The 23596-nt window shown below is 69.3% G+C and carries 22 protein-coding genes, 2 tRNA genes, 1 pseudogene and 1 riboswitch; of the genes and pseudogenes, 13 read left to right on the forward strand and 12 right to left on the reverse strand.

Going from position 1 to position 23596, the window contains the following annotated elements; translation table 11 throughout:
• Positions 1-253: 253 nt before the first annotated feature.
• The 5 genes from ACTWLI_RS03670 (at position 254) to ACTWLI_RS03690 (ending at position 5470) form a co-directional block, all read left to right on the forward strand.
• Positions 254-327 (forward strand) — tRNA-Arg (locus ACTWLI_RS03670).
• Positions 328-527: 200 nt separating this feature from the next.
• The gene (locus tag ACTWLI_RS03675) at positions 528-1985 is read left to right on the forward strand and encodes a dihydrolipoyl dehydrogenase family protein (protein ID WP_445155332.1); all 1458 of its coding nucleotides are present in this window, start codon (positions 528-530) and stop codon (positions 1983-1985) included.
• Between the two features lie 130 nt (positions 1986-2115).
• Positions 2116-2790: an ABC transporter ATP-binding protein gene (locus ACTWLI_RS03680; RefSeq protein WP_445155333.1), complete on the forward strand. Its 675-nt coding sequence runs from the start codon at positions 2116-2118 to the stop codon at positions 2788-2790.
• On the forward strand, positions 2787-4832 hold the full coding sequence (locus ACTWLI_RS03685; protein WP_445155334.1) for a YhgE/Pip family protein: 2046 nt from the start codon (positions 2787-2789) through the stop codon (positions 4830-4832). The genes ACTWLI_RS03680 and ACTWLI_RS03685 overlap by 4 nt, the downstream gene beginning before the upstream one ends.
• Positions 4829-5470 (forward strand): TetR/AcrR family transcriptional regulator, encoded by a 642-nt coding sequence (locus ACTWLI_RS03690; RefSeq protein WP_445155335.1) that lies wholly within the window; start codon positions 4829-4831, stop codon positions 5468-5470. Before ACTWLI_RS03685 ends, ACTWLI_RS03690 begins: the two co-directional genes overlap by 4 nt.
• A 761-nt stretch (positions 5471-6231) precedes the next feature.
• Here the strand turns inward: ACTWLI_RS03690 and ACTWLI_RS03695 are convergent.
• From ACTWLI_RS03695 to ACTWLI_RS03715, 5 genes and pseudogenes are all read right to left on the reverse strand, one after another.
• Positions 6232-7113 (reverse strand): annotated as a pseudogene (locus ACTWLI_RS03695) (EamA family transporter); the annotation flags it as partial.
• Positions 7114-7134: 21 nt separating this feature from the next.
• The gene (locus ACTWLI_RS03700) at positions 7135-7692 is read right to left on the reverse strand and encodes a hypothetical protein (protein WP_445155336.1); all 558 of its coding nucleotides are present in this window, start codon (positions 7690-7692) and stop codon (positions 7135-7137) included.
• 111 nt (positions 7693-7803) lie between these two features.
• Positions 7804-8331, reverse strand: a complete 528-nt coding sequence (locus ACTWLI_RS03705) for a SixA phosphatase family protein (protein ID WP_445155337.1) — start codon at positions 8329-8331, stop codon at positions 7804-7806.
• A gap of 53 nt (positions 8332-8384) precedes the next feature.
• Positions 8385-8588, reverse strand: coding sequence for a dodecin family protein (locus ACTWLI_RS03710; RefSeq protein ID WP_445155338.1), 204 nt, complete (start codon positions 8586-8588; stop codon positions 8385-8387).
• Between the two features lie 188 nt (positions 8589-8776).
• Positions 8777-9640, reverse strand: a complete 864-nt coding sequence (locus ACTWLI_RS03715; RefSeq protein WP_445155339.1) for a winged helix-turn-helix domain-containing protein — start codon at positions 9638-9640, stop codon at positions 8777-8779.
• 627 nt (positions 9641-10267) lie between these two features.
• On the opposite strand from ACTWLI_RS03715, the gene ACTWLI_RS03720 reads away from it, so the two are divergent.
• The 3 genes from ACTWLI_RS03720 (at position 10268) to ACTWLI_RS03730 (ending at position 13659) form a co-directional block, all read left to right on the forward strand.
• Positions 10268-11008 carry a response regulator transcription factor gene (locus tag ACTWLI_RS03720; protein WP_445155340.1) on the forward strand — a complete coding sequence of 247 codons (741 nt, stop codon included), beginning with the start codon at positions 10268-10270 and terminating at the stop codon, positions 11006-11008.
• A 3-nt stretch (positions 11009-11011) separates the two neighbouring features.
• Positions 11012-12580, forward strand: coding sequence for a HAMP domain-containing sensor histidine kinase (locus ACTWLI_RS03725; protein WP_445155341.1), 1569 nt, complete (start codon positions 11012-11014; stop codon positions 12578-12580).
• A 163-nt stretch (positions 12581-12743) separates the two neighbouring features.
• Positions 12744-12914: riboswitch (cyclic di-AMP (ydaO/yuaA leader) on the forward strand.
• Complete coding sequence (locus ACTWLI_RS03730; protein ID WP_445155342.1) at positions 12913-13659, forward strand: hypothetical protein; 747 nt, start codon at positions 12913-12915, stop codon at positions 13657-13659. Its footprint overlaps the riboswitch before it by 2 nt.
• Before the next feature lie 115 nt (positions 13660-13774).
• Here ACTWLI_RS03730 and ACTWLI_RS03735 read toward each other — a convergent pair whose 3' ends face one another.
• The 3 genes from ACTWLI_RS03735 to ACTWLI_RS03745 form a co-directional block, all read right to left on the reverse strand.
• Positions 13775-14152 (reverse strand): VOC family protein, encoded by a 378-nt coding sequence (locus ACTWLI_RS03735; protein WP_445155343.1) that lies wholly within the window; start codon positions 14150-14152, stop codon positions 13775-13777.
• 118 nt (positions 14153-14270) lie between these two features.
• Positions 14271-14906, reverse strand: a complete 636-nt coding sequence (gene upp / locus ACTWLI_RS03740) for a uracil phosphoribosyltransferase (RefSeq protein ID WP_346960434.1) — start codon at positions 14904-14906, stop codon at positions 14271-14273.
• 12 nt (positions 14907-14918) lie between these two features.
• Positions 14919-15815 carry a phosphatase PAP2 family protein gene (locus ACTWLI_RS03745; protein WP_445156112.1) on the reverse strand — a complete coding sequence of 299 codons (897 nt, stop codon included), beginning with the start codon at positions 15813-15815 and terminating at the stop codon, positions 14919-14921.
• Between the two features lie 98 nt (positions 15816-15913).
• On the opposite strand from ACTWLI_RS03745, the gene ACTWLI_RS03750 reads away from it, so the two are divergent.
• Complete coding sequence (locus ACTWLI_RS03750; RefSeq protein WP_445155344.1) at positions 15914-16423, forward strand: nucleoside deaminase; 510 nt, start codon at positions 15914-15916, stop codon at positions 16421-16423.
• Here ACTWLI_RS03750 and ACTWLI_RS03755 read toward each other — a convergent pair.
• Genes ACTWLI_RS03755 through ACTWLI_RS03770 form a run of 4 tightly spaced genes read right to left on the reverse strand, consistent with a single transcriptional unit; the run spans position 16420 to position 20271 of the window.
• Complete coding sequence (locus ACTWLI_RS03755) at positions 16420-17655, reverse strand: DNA glycosylase AlkZ-like family protein (RefSeq protein WP_445155345.1); 1236 nt, start codon at positions 17653-17655, stop codon at positions 16420-16422. The two genes, ACTWLI_RS03750 and ACTWLI_RS03755, sit on opposite strands and share 4 nt — an antisense overlap.
• Before the next feature lie 38 nt (positions 17656-17693).
• Positions 17694-18845, reverse strand: a complete 1152-nt coding sequence (locus ACTWLI_RS03760) for a glycosyltransferase (protein WP_445155346.1) — start codon at positions 18843-18845, stop codon at positions 17694-17696.
• Positions 18846-18852: 7 nt separating this feature from the next.
• Positions 18853-19251, reverse strand: a complete 399-nt coding sequence (locus ACTWLI_RS03765) for a 6-pyruvoyl trahydropterin synthase family protein (RefSeq protein WP_445155347.1) — start codon at positions 19249-19251, stop codon at positions 18853-18855.
• Positions 19252-19254: 3 nt separating this feature from the next.
• Positions 19255-20271, reverse strand: coding sequence for a zinc-dependent alcohol dehydrogenase (locus ACTWLI_RS03770; protein ID WP_445155348.1), 1017 nt, complete (start codon positions 20269-20271; stop codon positions 19255-19257).
• Positions 20272-20456: 185 nt separating this feature from the next.
• Between ACTWLI_RS03770 and ACTWLI_RS03775 the strand changes: the two genes are divergently transcribed.
• The 4 genes from ACTWLI_RS03775 (at position 20457) to ACTWLI_RS03790 (ending at position 22996) form a co-directional block, all read left to right on the forward strand.
• Positions 20457-20546, forward strand: a tRNA-Ser gene (locus tag ACTWLI_RS03775).
• Positions 20547-20830: 284 nt separating this feature from the next.
• Complete coding sequence (locus ACTWLI_RS03780; protein WP_445155349.1) at positions 20831-21460, forward strand: hypothetical protein; 630 nt, start codon at positions 20831-20833, stop codon at positions 21458-21460.
• Positions 21461-21599: 139 nt separating this feature from the next.
• Positions 21600-22334: a YcnI family copper-binding membrane protein gene (locus ACTWLI_RS03785; RefSeq protein WP_445155350.1), complete on the forward strand. Its 735-nt coding sequence runs from the start codon at positions 21600-21602 to the stop codon at positions 22332-22334.
• 92 nt (positions 22335-22426) lie between these two features.
• Positions 22427-22996 carry a copper resistance CopC family protein gene (locus ACTWLI_RS03790; RefSeq protein WP_445155351.1) on the forward strand — a complete coding sequence of 190 codons (570 nt, stop codon included), beginning with the start codon at positions 22427-22429 and terminating at the stop codon, positions 22994-22996.
• Positions 22997-23596 lie beyond the last annotated feature (600 nt).

A 23596-nucleotide genomic window follows, 5' to 3' on the forward strand; every position in this document is an offset into this window, starting at 1 on the left:
GGTGTGTCTCAAATGCTAGGGCCCGCACACTCCCGCCTTTCCGGCCGGATTCCGGGCCCGGTGGCAGGGTTCTCTCCAAAAACCGCACAAACTCAGGGTTCAGGATCCTGCGGAGGCTGGAATTAAGTGATCAAGGTCACGTAGACCGGTCTAGTCGGGCAGATTACAGCGTCTTCGATTTGGCACTCCGGGCCGGTCTCGCGTAAAGTAATTCGAGGTTCGGGGGAGCGAGAGTTTCCGAAGAACCGAAGATGCGCCCATAGCTCAGCTGGATAGAGCGTCTGTCTACGGAACAGAAGGTCAGGGGTTCGAATCCCTTTGGGCGCACAGAGAAAAAGATCCGCACCGGTCCCGGTGCGGATCTTTTTTTGTGCCCTGCCGCCGCACCGGGAGCCCTGCCAGGGACGGGCCGGCGCCCCGGCGCGGATGTTCCGGAAAACCGCGCCGGTTCCGGACTGGGGCACCCCGGGCCAGCGGCGCACCGGTCCGGAACCGTAGCGCGGACCGCGCGGGTCTAGGCTGGTGCCATGACGGCACAGGTTGAGCGTGAATTCGATGTCATCGTGATCGGCGCAGGCGCTGTGGGCGAGAACGTGGCCGAGCGCGCCGTCAAGGGCGGCCTGACCGCGGTCCTGGTGGAAGCGGAACTGGTCGGCGGCGAGTGTTCCTACTGGGCCTGCATGCCATCGAAGGCCCTCTTGCGCCCCGGCACCGCGCTCCATGGCGCCCAGACCGTGCCCGGCGCCGAAGAAGCGGTCACCAGGGTGCTCGATGCTGCGGCGGTGCTCAAACGCCGGGATTACTTCACCTCCAACTGGCAGGACGACAGCCAGGTCCAGTGGGTCGAGGACACCGGAATCGAACTGGTCCGCGGCAGCGGGCGGGTCGCCGGGATCCGCCGCGTTGAGGTGGCAGGGCTGGACGGCAACACCTACGCACTCACCGCACGCCACGCCGTTGTCGTCGCCACCGGATCCCGGCCCACCATCCCGCCGCTGCCCGGCCTCGACGGCGTCGACTTCTGGACCACCCGCGATGCCACCTCCGCCCGGGACATTCCCGACCGGCTCGGGGTGCTCGGCGGCGGCGTGGCCGGGGCCGAACTTGCCCAGGCCTTTGCCCGGCTCGGGTCGGCGGTGACAGTGGTGGCCCGCGGCGCGCTGCTGGGCGCGTTCCCGGCCCCCGCGGCCGAACTCGTCCAGGCGGGGCTGCGCGCCGACGGCGTCGAGCTCCACCTGAAAGCCTCAACCACGGAGGTCCGGCAGGAGGACGACGGCTCCGTGACCCTCGTACTGGACGGCGGTGCCAGCGTCACGGTGGACAAACTGCTGGTGGCCACCGGCCGGCAGCCCGCGCTGGAGGGGATCGGACTGGAAAGCGTCGGGCTCTCCCCTACGGAAGGGAAACCCCTGCGGGTAAGCACGGACAGCAGCGGCCTCATCGACGGGGCAGCGGACAACGCGGAGCGGCCCTGGCTGTACGCCGTCGGCGATGCCGCAGGGAAGGTACTGCTGACCCACCAGGGCAAGTACGAGGCGCGTGCGACCGGCGATGCGATCGCCGCCCGCGCCAAGGGAACGCTCACGGGCGCGCCCGCCGCCTGGAGCCGCTACGCCCACACGGCCGACGACCATGCCGTCCCCAACGTGGTGTTCACCGACCCGGAACTGGCCAATGTGGGCCGGAGCCTGGAGCAGGCCCGCAATGACGGCTACCGCGCACGGTCCGTGGAATTGCCCATCCAGGTCGCCGGCTCGTCGCTGCACTCTGAGCATTACAAGGGCTGGGCGCAGCTGGTGGTCGACGAGGACCGCCGGGTCCTGCTGGGCGCGACCTTCGCGGGTCCCGACGTCGCCGAGCTGCTGCACGCGGCGACGATCGCCGTCGTCGGCGAGGTCCCGCTGGACCGGCTGTGGCACGCCGTCCCGTCCTACCCCACCATCAGCGAAGTGTGGCTGCGCCTGCTCGAGGAGTACGGCCTCTAAGCGCGAACGGACACTTGAGGCCCCGGAATCGTTGTTTTCCGGGGCCTCAAGTGTACGTTCGCCCACATCTATTTGAACTGACCGGTCAGTTTAGTTAGCCTTGAAGCAGACCATCTGCGAAAGGCTTTCCTTGCTCAGCGCCCACCAGCTCCACGTGAACGGCCGCCGGGACTTCCTGCTCCCGCCGACCTCCCTCCAGACCGCCCGCGGCGGGCTGCTGCTCGCCGTCGGCCACCGCCAGGACCAGCGCACGGCCCTTGCCCTGGCCCTCAGCGGCCGGATGAAGCCCTCCGGCGGCACCGTCGAATGGGACGGCAGCGCCCGGACCAAGCAGCTGCGGCAGGCGGCCGCCGTCGTGGACGCGCCCGGCGTGAACGAACCCGAGCAGCACCTGAGCGTCCGGGACCTCGTCACCGAGGACCTGGCGCTGGTTCCCCGCCGCTACCGGGGCGCGCTGCTCAGCACGCCGTGGCTCAAGGTCAACCGCTTCGAGGACATCGCCGACCGCTGGGCCGAGGAACTGCCCGCCGACCGGCGGCTCGAACTGCTGACGGCGCTGGCCCTGGCCAACCCGCATACCGACCTGCTGGCGGTGGACTCCCCCGACCGGCACAGCGGCGACCCGGCCCACTGGCTGCCGCGGCTTGAGGAGCTGGCGTACGACGCCGGGCGGCCGCTCGCCGTCGTCGCCACCGTCGCCGCCGTCCCGGCCGGCTATACCGGTCCAGTCGCGCGGATCGGCAATGCCGTCCCCGCGCCGGCCGAAGCCCCGCTCCAGCCCGAAACCGAGGAGGAGGCCCGATGACCGTCCTGCGGCTGGCCCGTTCCGAACTCAAACGCATGACCGGCGGGTTGCTGCCGAAGCTCACCATCCTGGCGCTGACCCTGGTGCCGCTGCTGTACGGCGCGGTGTACCTGTACGCGAACTGGGATCCCTACGGCAACCTGGACCAGATCGACGCCGCCCTATTGGTGGAGGACGCCGGCGCCGATTCGGCTGACGGCACCCGGCTGGAGGCCGGTCGGAAGGTCGCCGACAGCCTGGTGGACGGCCATGTCTTCAACTGGCAGGCTGTCTCCAGCGCTGAGACGGCGGACGAGGGCGTCAGCAGCGGCAAGTACGCTTTTGCGCTGAAGATCCCGCGCGACTTCTCGGCCAACCTAGCCTCCCCCGGCAGCTTCGACGCCGCCAACCAGGCCATGCTCAACGTCACCACCAACGACGCCAACAACTACCTGCTCAGCACGATCGTCGACAAGCTCACCACCGCGGTGCACGGCACGGTCGCCAAAGAGGTCGGCGAGGAAACCGCGAACCAGCTCCTCACCGGGTTCGGCACCATCCACACCCAGATGCTCAAGGCCTCCGACGGCGCGAAGGACCTGGCCGGCGGCATCTCCTCGCTCCACGACGGCACGGCCAGCCTGCACGAGGGCACGACCGGCTTGACGAACGGGGCCGGCGAGCTGGTCGCAGGGCAGCGCAAGCTGCTCGACGGCGCAAACAGCCTCAATGCCGGGGCCGGGCAACTGGCAACAGGGCTCGGGGAGCTCAAGGACAAGACCGCCGGCCTCCCCGCCGACTCGCAGCGGCTGGCCGACGGCGCGGCGCAGGTCGCCGCCGGCAACGCCGCCCTGAACTCCAAGCTCCAGGGGATGGCCGGCCAAATGGCGTCCGCCGAACAGGCCGCCGCCCAGGCGCAGCGGGCCAAGGTCGCCGCGTCCAACGACCGGCTCGTGGCAGCCGCAGTCATCACGCGGCAGCAGGCCGACGCCATCATGGCCGACTACGACGCGCACACCTCACCCACGCCGTCCCCGGCGGCGGCTGCGCTCAAGGGCGCCGCAACCCAGGTCCAGCAGCTCGCCGACGGTTCCGCTGCCGTCAGCTCCGGAGCCGCCCGGATCGCCGCCGCTGCCCCGGCCTTGAGCGGCGCGGTCGGCAAGGCTTCGGCGGGCGCCGACCAGCTTGCCGGCGGCTCCGCCCAGCTCGCCGCGGGCCAGCAGGACGCCTTGGCCGGCGCGGAGAAACTCGCCGGTGGCGCGCAGCAGCTCGACGACGGCGCCGCTCAGCTCGAGACCGGGGCGGCGAAGGCCTCCGACGGCGCCGGCACGCTCGCCGGGGAACTGTCCAAGGGCGCCGGCAAGGTCCCCAACCCCGATGACACGCAAAAGAACAGCCTCGCCAAGGTCATGGCGGACCCCGTGGCCGTCAGCAACGTCTCGCAGGCCAAGGCGGGGTCCTACGGGGCGGGACTGGCCCCGTTCTTCCTCACCCTGGCCCTCTGGATCGGGATCTTCATGCTCGTCCAGGCGATGCGCCCGGTCACCCAGCGCGCCCTGGCCTCCAACGCCCCGGCCTGGAAGATCGCCGCGGGCGGCTGGCTGCCGTTCCTCGCCGTCGCCGCCGTCCAGGCCAGCCTGCTGACCCTGGTGGTCGATGTGGGGCTGGGCCTGAACCCGGCGCACCCGGTGCTGATGTGGGTCCTGATGCTCGCCGCCTCGATGGCCTTCAGCGCGATCATCCAGGGCGTCGTGGCGCTGCTGGGCTCGCCCGGCAAGCTCGTGGTGCTGATCCTGCTGGTCCTGCAGCTGGTCTCCTCCGGCGGCACCTTCCCCTGGCAGACCACCCCCGAGCCGCTCCACGTGGTGCACCAGATCCTGCCCATGGGCTACGTCGTCGGCGGCATGCGGCACCTGATCTACGGCGCCGACCTTGCCGGCATCGTGCCGATCCTGCTGGGCCTGGTTGGCTACACTGTGCTGGGACTGGCGATGTCCGCCGTCGCCGTCCGGAAACACAAGTTCTGGACCCTCAAGACCCTGAAGCCGGAGATCGCCGTATGAGCACCACGTCCCCCGAGACTGCGGCCTCCGACGCCGGCGGCGGGAAAAAGCTCCGGCCCGGGCGCACCAACGCGACAAAGCAGAAACTGTTCGACGCATCCATGGAACTGATCGGCGAGCGCGGGGCCGCCGGGGTGACCGTCGACGAGATCGCGGCGGCCGCCGGCGTCTCCAAGGGGACGGTCTATTACAACTTCGGCAGCAAATCGGACCTGATCGCCCAGCTGCTGCGGCACGGGGTGGACATCCTCATGACGCGCCTGCTGAGCGTGCAGGACGCGGCCGCGGATCCGCTGGACGCCATGGACGAAATGATCGGCCAGGCCATGGACTTCATGGCGGAGTACCCGTCCTTCGCCCGGCTGTGGGTCAGCGAGAACTGGCGCACGCCCAGCGAATGGCAGGACACCTTTACCGAACTGCGCGGACGCCTGCTCGGAGTGATCGGCGCCGCGATCGACGCCGTGGCCGCCAAGTACCAGGTGGATTCCCGGGTGTCCCGCGGCAGCCTGGAGACCGCCATCTTCGGGGCCTGCTTCGTGGTGGGGCTCGACCGGCAGACCTACAACCCCGAGCGCACCCGGGCCCAGAGCGTTGCCGCGATCATGGCCAGCATGCGTGGCTACGTGGTGAACTAGCCCCGGTCGGGGATGATTGGTCACATGCGCCACATGGGAATAAGCGGCAAGATCGCCATCGGAGCCTCCGTGGCCGCCGTGGCCCTGCTCGCCCTCACCGGCGCCACGCTGCACGAAACGGTGGGCCTCTGCTTCCTCGCCGCCGCCGCCGTCGCGTACGTGGCCTGCGTGGCGGAAGTGATTGTCCGACGGCGGCACAAGACGCTGCTGGCCAGCGGCGTCGGCAGCATCCTGTTCGCCGCCTTCGGGATCGCCTTCCTGCGGCAGTGGGGCCTGGCGTTCAACCCCGACCCGGAGGCGTTGTCCACGCGGGTGGATTCCGAGCATCCGGATCTGTACTTCTACCTTTCGGCCGCCGCCGGCGCCGCCACGCTGCTCCTGCTGCTCGCGGGCACCGTCCTGCCCGGCCGGCGCCCCCGTACCGCCTACGCGTCCGGGCGCGCGGCGTCCGGACGGCCGGCGTCCCGCTCGTCGGCGTCCCGCCCGGCACCGCGTTCGTCGGCGGCCCGGCCGGCGGCCCGACCAGCGGCCAGGACGTCGGCGGCCAGGACTCCTGCGCCCCGGGCCGCGGCGCCGCGGGCATCGGCCCCGCGCCCGGCCGCTCCGCGCACATCCCCGGCACCGGCCGCGAAACGGCCGCCGGCGTCGGCGCCCCGCTCCCCTGCGCCCAAGCCGGCCGCGAAGGCGCCGGCCAAGGCACCCGCCCGTCCCGCCGCATCGTCCCGCCCGGCCCCGCCCCGCACCCGCCGCTGACCGGCCCGGACCGGCCGGGTCCGCGGGACGGAGCGCAGCACCGCGATCGCCACGCCGGACAGGAGCAGCAGCCCGCCGGCGATTTCCGCCCCGGACGGCACCTCGGCGAGCACCAGCCACGCCGTCGTCATCCCCACCACCGGGACCAGCAGGGTGAACGGCACGACCGCGGAGGACGGATACAGCCCCAGCAGGCGGTTCCAGATGCCGTACCCCACGAGCGAACCGAACACCGCTGTGTAGAGCGCGCTAAGCACCGTCACAGGTTGCAGCTGCAGCAGGGCATCGGCGACGGCGGAGGGTCCGTCGACCAGGAGCGACAGCCCGGCCAGCGGCACTGGCACGACGGCGCCGGACCACACCACCAGCCCCAGCCCGGAGGCGGCGCGCGCCTTGCGGGCCACGATGTTCCCCGCCGCCCAGGACAACGCGGCAGCCAGCACGATCAGCAGCGGCAGCAGCGGGGCCACGAGGCTCCGGCCCACGGCCACGACGGCGAGCCCGGCGATACCCAGCACAACGCCGGCGAGCTGCCGGCGCGTAGGCCGCTCGGCGAGGATCCCCGCGGCCAGCAGAACCGTGAGTAGCACTTGGGCCTGCAGCACCAGCGAGGCCAGGCCGGCAGGCATGCCCAGGGCCATGGCCAGATAGAGCAGCCCGAACTGGCCAGCACTCATGAAGAGGCCGACGCCAATAATCGCCCGCCAGCTGACGTCCGGCTTGCGGATGAAGAAGATGCACGGGACAACGACCAGGGCGAAGCGCATGGCGACGAACAACAGCGGCGGCATCGGAGCGCCGGAGGGATGCAGGCCAAGGTCAATGGCGACGAAGTTGACGCCCCAGAGGACCGCGACGAGCAGGGCCAGCGCGGAATGCCGCGGCGTCACGGGGCCGCCCGGCCGCGCAGCTCAGAGATTGCGCGGCCGCTCGTCGTGCGGGCGGTCGGCATCGGGGTGCTCGGCCTCCGGGGCCGGAGCCGCCGGGGGCTCGCGGTGGGTCCGGTCACGGCGGAGTTCGGCATCCTGTCCGGTCTGTTCCCGGGGAGTGTCACCGCCCACGGTGTCCCTGCGCTCGGCGTCCCGTTCAGTGTCCCTGTGAAATTCGTCGCCGCGGGCTGTGTCGCCGCGTTCGGTGGTGACGACGTCGGGGTCGACGTCGTCGGCCCGGCGGAGCTGCTCCTGGGCGCCGGCACGGACGGCTTCGGCCTCCTGCTGCGTTCCGCGGGCCTGCCGGCGAAGGCGTTCGGCCTCCACCTCGGCGGCCTTCGCGTCCGCTTCGGTCCGTGCCGCCTTCGCCTCATGCTCGCGGGCAGCGAGCTGATCCGCCTCCGCCTTTTCCCGCATTTCCGCCGCCCGGTTCCGGTCCGCGTCTGCCTTGCGCTTGCGGCTGAGGTACATTGCCACACCGATGATCGCGAGCACCACGACGATGCCGACGATGATGCCTATGAGCTGTCCTGAATCCACGGTGACCCACCTTTTCCTCGGTCGCTGATAAAACCCGGCAGTAAAAGCAGTTGCAGCATCAGTAAACAACACAAAGCGCGGGCTGCCTATCAGCGAGGACGGTGCGGTCGCCTACTTCGCGCGGGGCACCTTGAAGTGGGTCAGCCGGGCATCCTGGCCGTCCAGTTCGGCCCAGGGCTTCTCCGTTTCGAATACCGTCAGCCCGCTGGTGGGGTAACGTGTCGCCGCGTCCATGTACGCCTCGTGGTTGGAGTCCCGGGATGCCAGATGCATGGCCAGGTCCTGGACGCCGGGCATATGAGAGATCACCATCAGCGTTGTGACGGTGTCCGGGACGTGGTTGATCACGGCCAGCATGCGCAGTGCGGAGGCGCCGTAAAGACCGTCTTCGAGCTTCGGCGTCGGCGCCTTGTCCCCCAGGGCGCTGCACACCCAGGTGCAGGTCTGGCGGGTCCGCAGGGCGCTGGAACAGAGGATGAAATCCGGGACCACCCGGTGCTTGAGGAGCCACTCTCCGGCCAGCGGTGCATCGCGGTGGCCCCGTTCTTCCAGCGGCCGCTCGTGGTCCGCCACGCCGCCGGGCCAGTCGGCCTTGGCGTGCCGCATGAGCACCAGCCGTCGTATGTGATGCGCGCTCATGGCTCCCATCCTAGTGGGGACCGCCGGCCACGAGCGCGCCCGCCGGTGAGGCCTCAGTCCTCCAGGACGAAGGTCACTTCCAGCACCACGTGCCAGGCGACGACAGCGCCGCCGCTGATTTCGACCTTCTGCTCCTTGACCCAGGCGCCGGTAACGTTCCGCAGGGTCTTGTTGGCCCGGTCCACGCCTTCCTTGATGGCGTCCTCGAACGAGGTCTTGGAGTTCGAGCTCAGGGTAGTAATACGTGCAACAGACATGATTCCTCCCAATAGTCGGATCGACGGTCCGAGACTACGCCGAAGGCAGGAAACGCAATAGGGTCCATAAGCGCGTTGCGAGGCGCGGGTTGCGGCGACGCCGAGCGCAGGCGCCGAGGGATCGTGCCGCCAAAGCGAAAGCGCCCGCCCCCGGAACAGGGACGGACGCTTTGCGCCGGACTTGGAAGCTAGATGGAGTATTCCGGGGCGGCCCAGACGACAACTTCCGGGTGTTCGTAGAAGCGGTATCCCTGGCCGCGGACCGTGCGCACGGTGTTGGCCAGGCGGCCCAGCTTGGAGCGCAGCCGGCGGATGTGCACATCGATGGTGCGCTCGTTGGGGACCTCCTCGGCGTTCTTCCACAGGCCTTCGAGCAACTCGTCGCGGCCCACGGTGCGGGTGCCGTTTTCCACGAGGTAATTAAGGAGTTCGAACTCCTTGAACGTCAGGTTCAGCGATTCGCCGTCGAGCGCCACCTCGCGGCGGGCCAGGTCGATCAGCACACCGGACGGGCGCGGATCCTGCGGCTGCTGCAGCCGGGCGTTTTCGGCGCGCTGCCGGGCACCGGCGGTGGGGTCGCCGAACGTGGAGCGGACGACGTCGAGGGCCGAACCGGCGGCGGAAGCCGGGGCGACGGCCACCGCGGCGTAGCTCTCCGCGCCGGGCACGAGCGACTGGGCGTAGGCGCGGATTTCCTGGGCCAGCTTGGCAATGGACGTGCCGGCGGCAGCCGCGGTCTCCTCGTCAATGCCCATGTAGAGCACAAAGCCGCGGGCAACGTTGTCGTTGGGGACCGGACGGACGGGGCCGGAAGTCCCGGGGGCAATCACCGGGGTGGGCGCCGTGGTCGGGGCCGTCTCGGCCGGTACCGCGCGCAGCTGGCCGTACGAGTTCGGGTTGTACCCCTGGGCGGCGTAACCCGGAGCGGGGAAGCTGGCGGATCCGGCAGGGCCGAAGCTGGGCCTGCCGCCGAAGCCCTGGCGGACACCGGTCTGGCCGGCCTTGTTAGCGTTTCGGACGGAGATGTGGACGTATCCGGATGCAACTGACATGGATTGCTTACCTCAATGTGAATGGCCGTCATCGCGGCTCGAATGCTTTTTCCCCGCAATGAGAACTGGGGAGGGGCGCCCGACGCTGGGCTGGGGGCGAATGCCTAGAAAACGTTCTGGGGTGTAGAAGTTAGGCGTGCATTCGACAACAGGGCATCTCAGTACCAGCGGGTGCGCTGATCCAGGAAGCTGCGGCTGCAGGTGCTGTTGAGTTCTTGTTCACATTGGAAGTGTGCAACGTAACAATGAGAACTAGCAAGTAACAATGGACGCTAAAGTCCGCATGGTGAGACAAAATCGCCGTTTGTAGTGGAGATCACAATTCTGCGCTGCCGGTCTGGGGCCGGGAGATCACGCGGAATAGAACTGCATTTCGCCACGTGCCCGAAGATGATTCGATCTTGCGGCCTGGTGGCGGCTTTGCGTTTTCCGTAAGCAGAAATTACGAAATCGCATCTTTGGTCCGGTGCGCGGGCCGGCCGTCCACGCAGTGGGCAGCCCTGAGGACCCGACCCGGCCGCCGCGGCCCCGGTCCCGGGCGGACACCCAGCTCGATAGTCTGGAAGTCACAGGTGCCGCACAGGATCCCCAAAGCCGCACCTCACCGGCAGATCGGAGAGTCGTCCCATGGCCACTTCGCACTCCATGACCAACCACCTCCCCCAACTGACGCATCCGGACGGCTCCCCCATCCGGGCCCTGGTGGTGGACGACGAGCCCAGTCTCTCGGAGCTGATGAGCATGGGGCTGCGCATGGCGGGCTGGTCCGTTGCCGTGGCGGCGGACGGCCCCGAAGCGGTCAAGCTGGCCAAGGAATTCCGCCCCGACGTGCTGGTCCTGGACGTGATGCTCCCCGGGTTCGACGGCGTCGAGCTGCTCACCCGGATCCGCGCGTTCGCGCCCGAGGTACCCGCGCTCTTCCTCACGGCCAAGGACGCCGTCCAGGACCGGATCACCGGACTGGCAGCCGGCGGCGATGACTACGTCACCAAGCCGTTCAGCATGGAGGAAGTCCTGCTGCGGCTCCACCGGCTGGTCCAGCGCTCCGGGGTGGCCGCCATGGACACTGCCGAGCTCGTCGTCGGGGACCTCGTGCTGAACGTGGACACCCGCGACGTGACGCGGGCCGGCGAGGACGTGCACCTGACCGCCACCCAGTTCGAACTGCTGCGTTACCTGATGGAGAACCCGAAACGGGTCATCAGCAAGGCCCAGATCCTGGACCGGGTCTGGGACTACGACTTCGGCGGCCAGGCCAACATCGTGGAACTGTACATCTCCTATCTGCGGAAGAAGATCGACGCCAACCACGCGCCGATGATCCACACGGTGCGCGGCGCCGGCTACGTCCTGAAACCGGCGGACTGACCGATGCCTTCCTTCCCCGACGTTGCGGCCGCTCCCGGGCCCGACTGGCGCAGCCCGTCCACGTGGCATCTGCGCACCCGGCTGGTCCTGGTGGCCATGGGACTGCTCGTGGCCATCTGCGGCGCAGTGGGCGTCTTCAGCTACATCTCCATGGATTCCTTCCTCACCCGGCAACTCGACGAACAGCTCGGAGCCGCCGCGCACCGCTCCAGCGAGTTCGGCCGATCCGACCCCGACGACCCCCGCGGACGGCCGGACCCGCTTGAGGCACGCGGTCAGGGCATCGGCACGCTGAATGCCCGGTTGCAGGGCGGCGCCGTGGTGAGCGCCGGTGTCCTTGCCGGCGATGCCACGCGCAGGAGCCTCTCCGCCGACGACAACGCGGTCCTGCTGGCGCTGGCCCCGAACGCGGAGCCGGTGGACCGGACCCTCTCGGCGGGCGCCTACCGGCTTATCGCCGCGACCGCCCCGTACGGCGACGTCATTGTCACCGGGCTGCCCCTGGCCGAGAAGCAAAGCACCCTGGCGTCCCTGGTGGGCACCCTCGGAGCCGTGTCCGCCGGCGGCCTGATCCTGGTCGGGCTCGTCGGCACCGCCCTCATCCGCCGGACCATGCAGCCGCTCGAGCAGCTCTCCGAGGTCGCCACCAAGGTCTCACGGCTGCCGCTGGACGCCGGCGAGGTGGCGCTGGGGGTGCGCGTCCCGCCGTCGGCCGCCCACCCGGGCACGGAGGTCGGCAGCGTCGGCTACGCCCTGAACCAGATGCTGGAGAACGTCTCCAATGCCCTGCAAGCCCGGCAGGAAAGCGAGATGAAGGTGCGGCAGTTCGTCGCGGACGCCTCCCACGAACTCCGGACGCCCCTGACCGCGATCCGCGGCTACACCGAGTTGCTGCGGATGACGGAGCATTTCACCCCCGACGGCGAGAAGTCCCTGGCCCGTGTGCAAAGCCAGTCGGAGCGGATGACGGCGCTGGTGGAGGATCTGCTGCTGCTGGCGCGGCTGGACGAGGGGCAGCCGCCCACCTTCGGCAACGTCGACCTCACCCAGCTGGCGGTCGAAACGGTGAGCGACGAGAAGGTCATGGCCCCGGACCGGATCTGGCAGTTGGAACTTCCCGACGAGCCCGTGCTGGTGCGCGGCGACTCCACCCAGCTGCACCAGGTGCTCGCCAATCTGCTGTCCAACGCCCGCAAGCACACCGGGCCGGGAACGACCGTGGTCACCGGCGTGATGCGCGCGGCCGACGGCAGCGCCGTGGTCACCGTGACGGACAACGGCGGCGGCATCGCCCCGGAGTTCGTCGGCCGGGTCTTCGCGCGCTTCGCCCGGGCCGACGCCGCCCGCACGAATCCGGCGGCCGGGGCCGCAGGCGGGCCCGCCGGACCGTCAGCAGCGCCGTCGGCAGGGACGACGGCGGTCGCCGCACCGGCGTCCGAGGGCACCAGCGGGCTGGGGCTATCCATCGTGTACTCGATCGTCCAGGCCCACGGCGGGACGGTCGAGGTGACCTCCCGGCCGGGCCGGACCCAGTTCGCCGTCAGGCTGCCGGCAGCGGCTGCCGCTTCCTGACCGGCCGGCCTTGCACCAACCCGCTATCCTCTTGGGCGCCAAAGGCAAGCCGCCACACCACGCCACACCACGCCCGTTACCTAAATGTGACTTTCGGAGGAGAGTTCGGTACGGTTTTATGGAGCGGTCATCGATCTGACCGCGCATCCGGGTTGACGCCAAGCTCTGCCGCTTCCCGGATTCTCATGGACCAGGCAGAGGCGGGGGACCCAGTGTTCCCGGGCATTCTGCAGCCATGCACCCTTGGGGTTAAGCCGACACGTTGAGATTCCGTGCGGCCGGGTCACGGATCCGAACCCGACAGCTCACTCCGTAGGCGTTGAGAGGCATAGATGACTGATTTCAAGGTACCCGCGCGCCCGGAAGGCGCTAAACGCACGTCCGACACCGACCACGCGCGCCACCGCGCCGTCCCGGCCCAACGCACTTCTGCCCTGTCACGGCTTCGTGCAGGCTCGGCCGGCAAGCGCGCCGCCGTAGCCGCCACAGCTTTCGCCGTCCTGCTGGGCGCCGGCGCTGCAGGCCAGGCCTCGGGCCAGAGCGCCCGCGCCGATGAAGCGGCCAGGGACACCGCCGCTTCCCTGCAAACCTTGAACTTTGAACGGGTCGGCAGCAACACCCCTGCCTCCCCCGCCCCGGCGAGCGTGGAGGCCAAGGCCAGCAAGGCAGCCAAGGCGCCGGCCTCCCCCACCGCCAAGGCTGCGGCGCCGAAGAAGGCCCCGGCGGCCCCCAAACCGGCGGCGGCAAAGCCCGCCAAGCCGATCGCCGTCGACGACCCGGCCGGGGCGCAGGCCTACGCGGCCTCCCAGTTGCCGGCCCACGGCTGGGCGCCGAGCGAGATGCAGTGCCTGATGAAGCTGTGGACCAAGGAATCGGACTGGAAGACCACCGCGACCAACCCCAGCAGCGGCGCGTACGGCGTGGTGCAGTCCCTGCCGGCGGAGAAAATGGCCAGCGCCGGCGCGGACTACCGGACCAACTACCGGACCCAGATCAACTGGGGTCTGCAGTACGTCGAGGACCGCTACGGCTCGCCGTGTAACGCCCTGAACTTCCACTACGCGAACAACTGGTACTAAGCACCACGGGCCCTTCCCGTAGGGTGCCCGCAGAACGAGGCCCCGGATCCGCCGGATCCGGGGCCTCTTTCTGCCTTGCGCCCCGCGCGGCCAGCGGCGGGGCGGATCCGGCCGGCTACCCGTTGGGACGGCCGGGGATGTACTGCACTGCCCATTTGTTGCCGTCCGGATCGGCGAAGTAGATGAACTCGCCCCAGTCTTGAACGTCGACTTCGCTGACGTCCACGCCGCCTTCCTTGAGTTGCCGGTGCGCGGCCTGGATGTCGCTGACCACCATCTGGAGGCTCGGCGCGGTGCCGGGCGGAGCATCGGTAAGCCCCTCGCCGATCGCAATCGAGCAGGCCGATCCCGGCGGTGTCAGCTGGACAAAACGGATGCCCTCGGAGGGGCGTTCGTCATAGTCGGCGTTGAAGCCCACCTTGTTAACGTAGAAGTCCTTGGCCCGGTCCACATCCGACACGGGCACGAAAACGAGTTCAAGTTTCCAGTCCATGGCCACAGGCTAGTCCCGGACGGGTTCCGCCGGAACCCTTCGACGCCGGACGCCGGAAACGGCGGGCAGTGGACAGCAGAAAGGCCCCGGACCGCTGGTCCGGGGCCTTGCGCCGCGTCTAGACTGCGATGCCGTAGAGCCGGTCGCCGGCGTCGCCCAGGCCCGGCACGATGTAGGACTTTTCGTTGAGCTTCTCGTCGATCGAGGCCAGGACGATCGTGACGTTGGCGTCCGAGAGTTCCTCCTCCAGCTTCGCCAACCCCTCGGGGGCGGCCAGCAGGCAGATGCAGGTGACATCGGAGGCGCCGCGCTTGAAGAGGAACTTGATCGCTTCACGCAGGGTGCCGCCGGTGGCCAGCATCGGGTCGAGGACGAAGATCTGCCGGTCCGTCAGATCCTCCGGCAGGCGCTCCGCGTAAGTGATGATGTCCAGCGTTTCCTCGTCCCGGGCCATGCCCAGGAAGCCGACCTCAGCGGTGGGGACCAGCTTGGTCATGCCTTCGAGCATGCCGAGCCCGGCGCGCAGGATGGGGACAACCAGCGGGGTGGGCTTGGTGAACGCCGTGCCGATGGTGGTGCTGACCGGCGTCTCGATGGTGACAGGCTCGGTGCGGACGTCGCGGGTCGCCTCGTAGGCCAGCAGCGTGACCAGCTCTTCGGTGAGCTGCCGGAAGACCGGGGACGGGGTGTTTTTGTCCCGCAGTACGGTGAGCTTATGGGCGACCAGCGGGTGGTCAACAACGAGAGTGCGCATGGGTCAAAACTATCATCCGGACGCTGAGGAGCGTCCCCCGGGCCCGGGGGTTCCGGCGTCGGCGCTCCCGCTGTCGGCCCCAGCGCTGGCGGTCCCGCCGTCGTGGGCCCGCCCGCCGTCGTCGTCCGCGCGGGCGTCACCATTTCCATTTCCTTCCACGACCGACGCCGGGGCCCGGTCGCGCAGGTGCGCCTTGTTGTCGAAGGTCGGCGCGGGACCGGTACGCTCCCGGTGCCGCAGTACATGGAAGAGCCTGTGGGCCAGGATCACGATCCCCACCCAGCCCAGTCCCAGGGCCCAGCCGAAGATCACGTCGGTCATCCAGTGGTGGCCCAGGAACACCCGGCTCATGCCCATCAGGAAGATAAACACCGCGCCCGCCGTGATGAAACTGACACGGGCGACGGTGCGTTTCACCTGCAGGCAGGCGAGGTAGACAACCAGCCCGATCACCACCGTCGTGTTCAGGGTGTGGCCGCTGGGGAACGAGGGGGAATCCTCATAGGGCGGTACGGCGTCGGCGTGGTCCGGGCGGGTGCGGCCGATCAGCTTCTTGCCCAGCGAGGTCGCAGTGACCGAGACGGCGGCGGCGCCGCCGATCAGGATCAGCGGCCGCCAGGTCCGGGACGCCCAGATGAGCCAGGCGGTCAGGATGCTGGCCAGGATCGGCATGCCGATGCCACCGCCAATGTTGGTGAAGCCGGTGACGAACGAATCCAGGCCCGGGTTGCGCAGCTGCTGCATGAACGCCAGCGTCGGTTCGTCCAGGCCGGCCATGCCGGCGTCATCCACGACGTCGTCGTAGACCTCGGCGCTGGTCAGCGCCAGGGCGACCACGACGATGCCGCCGATCAGCATGGTGACCCACAGGGCCGCGTACGGGACCACCCACTTGCCCCAGCGCCGCATCAGCCAGCTTTCAGTCCTGGTGCTCAATGCCCTCTCCCGACTTCCCGGTGCACCACTCAGGTGCACAGCTTGCTTAGGATCGAAACTATCATTGAGCCATGACTTCCCCCGAGCCCCGGCATGCGGAATGGATGGGTCTGGCCCTCGCCGAGGCGCACCGGGCCCTGGCCACCGAGGACGTGCCGATCGGCGCCGTCGTGGTCGGGCCGGACGGGTCCGTGCTGGGCTCCGGGCGGAACGAGCGGGAGGCCCTCGGCGATCCGACGGCCCACGCCGAGATGGTGGCGATCCGGGAGGCCGCGGCCCGGCTCCGCGAGCGCCGCGCGTCGGCGGGACTGCACGACGACGGGTGGCGGCTGGCGGACTGCACCCTGGTGGTGACGCTGGAACCTTGCGCGATGTGCGCCGGCGCGGTGGTGCTGGCCCGGATTCCGCGGGTGGTGTTCGGTGCGTGGGATGAAAAGGCGGGGGCCGCCGGCTCGGTGTTCGACATCCTCCGGGAGCGCCGGCTCAACCACTGGGTAGAGGTCTACGCCGGGGTCCGCGAACAGGAGTGCGGGGACCTGCTGCGGGAGTTCTTCGCCGGCCACCGCTCGACCGAAGCCTAGGCCCCGGCCACCGACGACGCCCGCAGCGCGTCGATCCGCGGCTGCCGGGACGCCGGCGAATCCAGGCTGTAGGCGCGGAAGTCACCCAGGTCGGCCTTGATCCAGGCCTCCACTTCCGCGATCCGCTGCGCCACCGCCGGGGTGGGCGCGGTGAACACCCACGCCGCGACCTGTTCCCGGCCCGGGTCGTACTGCCACAGTCCGATGATCCGGCCGCGGTCAAGGATCGGATGGTCCGGCAGGTCCGCCTGGAGCGCGAGCGAGCCCAGCGTTTGTTTGTCCTGATCCTCCTCGGCCAGCAGCTCGGCCGCGTTCCGGCGCAACAGCACCAGTGAATCCGAGCCCGCGAGCAACTGGATCTGTTCCTCGGCCGGTTCCTCGAAGGCGGCGAGGAGGCCGACGTCGTCGGGCAGCATCCAGAGCGGGTCTCCCCCGGCTGCGGTGGGAACCTCGACGGCGCCGACGGCGGCGAAGGCGTCCCTGCTCTGCGCCACCGTGAAGCCGCTGAACCACCGGGACTGTTTGAAGGTAGCCCCGCCGGTCCAGCCGAGGTAGCGGCGGATCAGTTCCTCGCGGACCTCCTCGTCGCTGAGCGTACTCGGCGACAGGCCCCACGGCTCGTAGGCGTAGCGCTGTTGGTCAAGCCGGCCGTTCGCGGGGACCCGGCGGATCCTCCCGTCCGCCTGGAGGATGCCGAGGGCGGTGGGGAGCGTGGTGGCTGCGCCCTTCTTCTTGCCCTCCTCGCCGAGGTTGCGCACGGAGTCGCCGAGTTCGTCCTTGAGCCGGCGCGGGTCGAGCGGGACGCCGGCTTCGGTGAGGGTGTGCAGTACCTGTTCTTCGAGGAGCGCGATCTCCCCGCGGTCCACGCCGAGCCGGCCGACCACCCGGAAGCCGGACTCGGCTGCGCCGCGTCCCAGCCGCAGGGACCAGGCGAAGTCGTCGGCGCCCAGCACGTAGGTGCAGCCCCGCGCCGTCGGAAGTTCAAGGATTTTGTGGGCCAGCACGTCGGCGTCCACCTGCGCCCGGCGGATTCCGGCCCGGGCAAACAGGGTGAGGTAGGGGTTGGCGCCGCCGATGGACCGTGCCCAGCCGGCCCGGGCAAAGACTTCGTCCGCGCTGCACCCGGCGAGCGAGCCGTCCAGGCCCTGGCGGTGCCAGGACCAGGCCCGCAGCCGCTCCGGCGTCAGGCTTTCGGCGGAAGGCAGCTGCACGGTTCTGGGCTCGGTCTCCATGGGCTCATTCTGCACCCGCCCGGCCCGAGTTGCCCGTATTAGTTGGCCGCGTGGGGAGACCGGCCCGGCTGCTGCCGCGGGCCGGCGGGGCGGTCGAGGATGTCCAGGACGGCCCGCGCCGTGGCGTCCCAGCCGGGCAGGTGGCCGCGGGCGGCGTGGGCCGCGGCCCGCCAAGCGGAGCGGAGCGCGGGGTCGGTGAGCCAGCGGCGCAGCAGCGCCGCCAGCGGCGCAGGGTCCTCGCCAAGGCCGACGGCGGCGCCCGGCAGCGCCGGGAACGCCGGGGCGTCCGCGGGGGTTCCGGGGGTTCCGGGGGCGGGGGTACCGTTAACGGGCGTGCCGGGGGTGCCGGCCGCCAACGCTTCGACGGCTCCCGTGCCGTCCCGGACGATCACCGGCACGCCGCGGGCCAGTGACTCGGCCACCACCAGCCCGTAGGTTTCGGACCGGGATATCAGCAGGCTGAGGTCCGTCGCGGACCATTCGGCCTCAAGCGCGGTGCCGCGCAGTTCCCCCGGGATCCGCACCCGTTCCGCCAGGCCCGGGTGTTCGGCCTGGCGGCGGAGCAGGGCGGCGTAACCCGGGTCTGCGGTGTCCGACCCGGCGAGCGTCGCCGTCCAGGCCAGGTCTGTGAGCTGCGCCAGGGCGGAGAGCAGGAGCTGCTGGTCCTTGTTGGGCAGCAGCGCAGCCAGGACCAGCAGGTGCGGCTGACTCGAACCGGCAGCTGGGGCCGCCGGGTCGGTGCCAGGGACCGCGACGTGGATCCCGCCGTCGGTGTCCCGCAGGCCGTGGGCCGTCCGGAGCGCCGCCGCGGCCGTGTTGCTGGTGCAGATGACGCCGGCGGCAGCCCGGAGGGCACGGCGTTCCAGGTCGGGATGCGCCGCCAGCGGCATGTGCAGCAGGATCCAAGCGGGTGCCCCGGCCGCGGCCGCCGCCTCCAGCTCCTCCGGCGCCCCGCAGGCCACCAGCCCGTCGACCAGGGTGACCCGGCCGGCGTCGGGCGCGGTGAGCATGCGGCGCAGCGCGCCCCGCTCCGCCGGGCTGCCGACCGGCCAGCCGCCGTCGACGGGCAGGGTTTCGGTGGCGACGCCGAGCTGCGCGAGGGCGCGAAGCAGTGCGGCGTTGTAGGCGTTGCCGCCGGAGGTGTGGCGGACGTTGCCGGGCACCAGGAGCCGGACGCCGGGCGCTTCCACGGTGCTGCTAGCCGGCGTCGAACTCGAGCGAGTAGCTTGCCCAGGCGTCGGGGGTTTCGCGCAAGGTGACGTCGATGCCGGCGAGCGCCTGGCCGTCACTGCCGCCGCGGATCCGGCCGGCGACGGCGTCGGCGATGTACTGGGCGAGCGCTTCGGTGGTGCTGAGCTTGCCGGCGAAGTCCGGGTGCTCGTCGAGGTTCTTGTAGTTCAGGCCCGCCAGAACGTCGTCGAGCACCTCGCCGGCCTCGCCGATGTCCAGCACGATCGCGTCCTCGTTCAGGGCGGGGCGGCGGAAGGTCACCTCCGTGACGAAGGTGGCGCCGTGCAGGCCCTGTGCCGGGCCGAAGGCGGGCCGGGGCAGGCTGTGGGCGATCATGAAATTACGGCGGACGGTCAGGCTGAACACGGATTACCTCGTGCTTTCGGTTGCGGGGACTTCGGGGTATTCGATGACGTGGCAGAGCGCGTCCAGGCTGCCGTCGGAGAGCCGCTGGACGACGTCGGGCAGCTCGCTGAACGCCGAGGCGCCGGTGAGGAACGTGTCGAAGACCGGGTCGGCCAGCAGCGAGACGGCCAGGTCCAGCCGGTCGGCGTTCGTGCGGCGGTGGCGGCGGGCGCGGGCGACGACGCCCACCTGGCTGGCGCGGATGGAGAGCCTGCGGGCGTGGAAGTCTTCGCCCAGCGGAAGGGTGACAGCGCGGTCGGCGTACCAGGACATCTCGATGATGTCCCCCTCGTCGCCCACGAGCTGCAGGGCGCGCTGCAGTCCCGCCTGAGAGGCGGAGCAGTGGATCACGATGTCGCAGTCGTCCAGCGCGTCGTCGGGGTGGCAGAACCCGACGCCGAGCGTGTCGGCGAAGGCGCGCTTGGCGGGGTCGACGTCGATCAGCTGCAGCCGGCCCAGCGGGAAGGTTCCGAGGAGCTGGGCGACCATGCCGCCGACCAGCCCGGCGCCGATAACGGCGACCCGGTCGCCCAGGCGGGGCCCGGCCTCCCAGACGGCGTTGACGGCGGTCTCCACCGTGCCGGTGAGGACGGCGCGGCGGGCGGGGACGTTCTCCGGCACTTTCGTGAGCGCTTCAACCGGCACGATGTAGCGGTCCTGGTGCGGGTACAGGCAGAAGACGGTCTGGCCCTGCCACTCCGCGGGCCCCTGCTCGACGACGCCGACGGACAGGTAGCCGAACTTCACCGGTGACGGGAAGCTGCCTACTTGGTGCGGCGCGGCCATGTTCCCGGCGACGCACTCCGGCACGCGGGCGTTGTGCACCACCATCTCGGTGCCCTTGCTGATGCCGGAGTACAGCGCGCACACCAGCGCTTCGCCGGGGCCGGGCGCTGGCAGCTCCTCGCGCCGAAGTTCGCCCTTTTCCGGGCCAACGGTCCAGTAGGCGGTCGCTTGTCGTGTCTCGTTGTCGTTACTCATCTTGCTTACGAATCTAGTGCCGGAGCCGGGCTGGATGAAAGCAGCCGGGCCGCGCGGGGCGCGGACTACGGCTGCGGGCGGCTGCCGTTGCGCCCGCCGACGTGTCTTCGGGGGGCCGGCGCGGGGCTGCGGGCTGACGGGCCGTTTTGGGGTTGAGGGACTTGCTCCGGTACCCTAGTCAGGTTGGTGACGTGTCCGAGCGGCCGAAGGTGCAACACTCGAAATGTTGTTTGGTGTAAAAGCCAACGTGGGTTCAAATCCCACCGTCACCGCCAATGAAAACCCCCGGGAAACCGGGGGTTTTCTTCATTCACAGAACGTGACGTGCCCTTGGTGAGCGTAGGTTGGAACCGGCAACGCGTGAAGCACTTGCGGGACAAACAGATCTGCGGCGCTAGCCATTCCGAGGTGTTCCGACGCAAAGCTGCGGGGACCTGAAAATCCAGGGCTTGCAGTCTCCAGCGAATCTCGCAATCCTCCGAGGCTGACCGGGAGACGATTCTGCTTGATCCCTGACCGTCCTGCACAAATTACCGCTCACCACCTGAACTTCCTTAGAGTGGAGAGCGGCAGTTTTGAGTGGAAGGTGGCGATTGGCATAACCCCTCCGTTCCAATTTCATCGCGCCGCTGCCTTTACCGCCGCCATGTTCGCTTTGGCCGCTAGCGCCCACCTGCTGGCCGGCGGTTCTCTGCCTGACCCGACCATCGTCGCAGGCCTCTTCGCCCTGACTCTGGCACCGGTGATGATTGTGGCCAAAACCAGAATCACGGCACCGGTCATGACCGTTCTACTCGGCTCCAGCCAGCTGCTCCTGCACGAGGCCTTCAATGGTCTGTCGGTGCCAACGGCATTCACCCCCATCTCAGATGGTCATCTGCACGGCACCGGGCCCGTCCTGCCTTTGACGTCAACTCTGATGCCGGAGCACGCCGCAGCGCCGGGATCGCTGATGCTGATCCTGCACACCGCAGCGACGCTGGTCACCGCCCTGGTCCTGGCCCGGGGAGAAGCCGCCGTCTGGGCGCTGGCCGCGTGGCTCAGGCCCCTCATCAGGATCCTGACGGCGGTGGTCATTTTTGTCTGCCCGCATCTTCGGGCCCCGCTCGTCCTCGTCATTCCTTCCCGGTGGAGAAGCCTCAGGCTGCCCGCCCTGCGCGGGCCGCCTGCTGCCCCTTCCGCTCTCTGAGCGACACCTGGCTCTACCCCGCTGACCCCGTCCGCCTTGCCCGCAGGCAAGGGCTCGCTGTCGGCAGCATGCGTTTCCCCTGACTCGCGCCGCCGCACATGCGGCCCCTTGGCGCACCCTTTTTTGGAAGGCATTGTTCATGAAATCCTCGATCCGCCATACCCTAAAGACCCTCGCTGCGGTCACCGCAACGGCCGGCATGGTCGCTCTGGGCGCCAGCGCGGCGTCCGCCCACGTCACCGTCAACCCCGACGACACCGGAGCCAATGGCTACACGCATTTGACGTTCAACGTCCCGAACGAGTCCCCTACCGCAAAGACCAGCAAGCTCGAAGTCCAGCTGCCCACCGAGACCCCGTTCACCTCGGTCTCGGTCAAACCCGTCGAGGGCTGGAGCGCCCAAGTCATCACCAGCGACCTGCCCAAGCCGGTCACCGTATCCGGCACGACCGTCACCAAGGCCCCGAGCTCCGTGGTCTGGACCGCCGACGCAACGCACCAGCTTGGAAAGAACCAATACCAGGCGTTCTCACTCTCCGTCGGAAAACTCCCCGCAGCGGGCACGACCGTGACCCTGAAGGCGGCCCAGACCTACACCGACGGGACCGTCGTGAACTGGGACGAACAGAGCGCTGAAGGACAGCCGGAACCGAAGCACCCGGCCCCGTCCTTCACCACAACCGCCGAGGACGGCACGGACGCCGCCACGACCCCGGCTGCGGCTTCCCCCGCGACCGGGAGCCAGACCTCAGCAGCATCCAGCGACGCGACAAGCGTGTGGGGCATCGTCCTGGGCGCCGCCGGATTCATCCTCGGCGCAACGTCGTTGGGACTGGTCCTAGCCGGCCGGCGCACCGGCACCGCAGCCAAGTAGCGCAGGCTAGACGCACTTCGAGCCCGGGGCTGTGGCGGGGTCTCTGTCCCGCCACAGCCTCCGGGATCCCGCCCTTCTGAAAGGACCCGCCCATGAATACAGCACACCGCATTCGCCCGGGAGGCCGACTCGCGCGATGCCTAGCGACCCTCGCCACGGCAGCGCTCCTGATGGTTCCCGCCGCGGCCGCGCAGGCCCACGATGCCCTCGAGACCACCGACCCGGCCAACGACTCTACGGTCCGCACCGTCCCCGCGAAGATCGGCCTGACCTTCGACCACACGCCGGTTGCCCTCGGATCCGTCGTCCGCGTCGAAGACAGCACCGGCACCGACCAGGCTGACGGGCCCGTGACTATCGTTGATAACCACGTCACCCAGGCTGTGAAGACTGACTCCCCCGAAGGCAAGTACACGGTCATCTGGCGGGTCGTTTCCTCCGACGGCCACCCCATCGAAGGTACCTTTAAGTTCACCGCCGGGGCATCAAACACCACCGCCGCGCCGGCGTCATCGTCTTCCCCAACAACGGCAGGCACAGGATCCGGCTTCGAGACCGAACTGATAACGGTGGGCGCGGTAGCCGCTGTCCTAGTAATTGGGTTGATTGTGGTCGGGTTCTTCATCAAGCGGCGACTCCGAAGCCCGGAAAGCCAGGAGTAGGACGAGCTCGCGTCCGGGCTAGTCGACGGATTGATCGAATCGGCTGCGCGCAAGCCCATCCATGCCGATTCACCACGAAGGATTGGCGAACATCCGGCATGAGCAGCGTCGCCCAACAGCGGACAACTGTGGTGCATTTTGGTGCAGGATTACATGTGAGCACCTGTGTTTGCCTGTGAGCTAGTAGTCGAAATCGCTATGTTTACGGGAGTTGCGGCGCTGCGCCGATACCCCGCCTGACTGGGGTAATTGGTACAAATCCCACAGTCACCGCTACGTAGCGAGGCCCCTGCTTTCCTTGGTTTACGAGGAGGCAGGGGCCTCGCTTTGCCCGGCTCGTCGCGTCACCGCCGTCGTTTGCGCTGGGTTTCCGGACCGCGGCTGCGCTTCCGGACGGACGCACCCCGGGCCCGGGTAGCACTGGTCCAATTCCGGCGCCCAAATCCGTCCGCGCAGCGAAATCTCACCCACCGCCGCGGATTGATCCCCGGAAATTACAATCCGGGCATCAATCCGGGTCCTGCGTCGTGGCGTCGTTGACTCAGGCAACCGTGGAACATAAGGCTGGAGCCATGAGGCCTCAGCAGAGCACAACACGAC

Source organism: Arthrobacter sp. Hor0625, assembly GCF_052567525.1.

Excerpts from the sequence above, each read along its gene's own strand:
- ACTWLI_RS03675 (WP_445155332.1), top strand. The coding sequence starts at position 528 with ATGACGGCACAGGTTGAGCGTGAATTCGATGTCATCGTGATCGGCGCA.
- ACTWLI_RS03685 (WP_445155334.1), top strand. The coding sequence starts at position 2,787 with ATGACCGTCCTGCGGCTGGCCCGTTCCGAACTCAAACGCATGACCGGC.
- ACTWLI_RS03690 (WP_445155335.1), top strand. The coding sequence starts at position 4,829 with ATGAGCACCACGTCCCCCGAGACTGCGGCCTCCGACGCCGGCGGCGGG.
- ACTWLI_RS03705 (WP_445155337.1), bottom strand. The coding sequence starts at position 8,331 with ATGAGCGCGCATCACATACGACGGCTGGTGCTCATGCGGCACGCCAAG.
- ACTWLI_RS03710 (WP_445155338.1), bottom strand. The coding sequence starts at position 8,588 with ATGTCTGTTGCACGTATTACTACCCTGAGCTCGAACTCCAAGACCTCG.
- ACTWLI_RS03715 (WP_445155339.1), bottom strand. The coding sequence starts at position 9,640 with ATGTCAGTTGCATCCGGATACGTCCACATCTCCGTCCGAAACGCTAAC.
- ACTWLI_RS03720 (WP_445155340.1), top strand. The coding sequence starts at position 10,268 with ATGGCCACTTCGCACTCCATGACCAACCACCTCCCCCAACTGACGCAT.
- ACTWLI_RS03725 (WP_445155341.1), top strand. The coding sequence starts at position 11,012 with ATGCCTTCCTTCCCCGACGTTGCGGCCGCTCCCGGGCCCGACTGGCGC.
- ACTWLI_RS03730 (WP_445155342.1), top strand. The coding sequence starts at position 12,913 with ATGACTGATTTCAAGGTACCCGCGCGCCCGGAAGGCGCTAAACGCACG.
- ACTWLI_RS03735 (WP_445155343.1), bottom strand. The coding sequence starts at position 14,152 with ATGGACTGGAAACTTGAACTCGTTTTCGTGCCCGTGTCGGATGTGGAC.
- upp (WP_346960434.1), bottom strand. The coding sequence starts at position 14,906 with ATGCGCACTCTCGTTGTTGACCACCCGCTGGTCGCCCATAAGCTCACC.
- ACTWLI_RS03745 (WP_445156112.1), bottom strand. The coding sequence starts at position 15,815 with ATGCGGCGCTGGGGCAAGTGGGTGGTCCCGTACGCGGCCCTGTGGGTC.
- ACTWLI_RS03750 (WP_445155344.1), top strand. The coding sequence starts at position 15,914 with ATGACTTCCCCCGAGCCCCGGCATGCGGAATGGATGGGTCTGGCCCTC.
- ACTWLI_RS03755 (WP_445155345.1), bottom strand. The coding sequence starts at position 17,655 with ATGGAGACCGAGCCCAGAACCGTGCAGCTGCCTTCCGCCGAAAGCCTG.
- ACTWLI_RS03770 (WP_445155348.1), bottom strand. The coding sequence starts at position 20,271 with ATGAGTAACGACAACGAGACACGACAAGCGACCGCCTACTGGACCGTT.
- ACTWLI_RS03785 (WP_445155350.1), top strand. The coding sequence starts at position 21,600 with ATGAAATCCTCGATCCGCCATACCCTAAAGACCCTCGCTGCGGTCACC.
- ACTWLI_RS03790 (WP_445155351.1), top strand. The coding sequence starts at position 22,427 with ATGAATACAGCACACCGCATTCGCCCGGGAGGCCGACTCGCGCGATGC.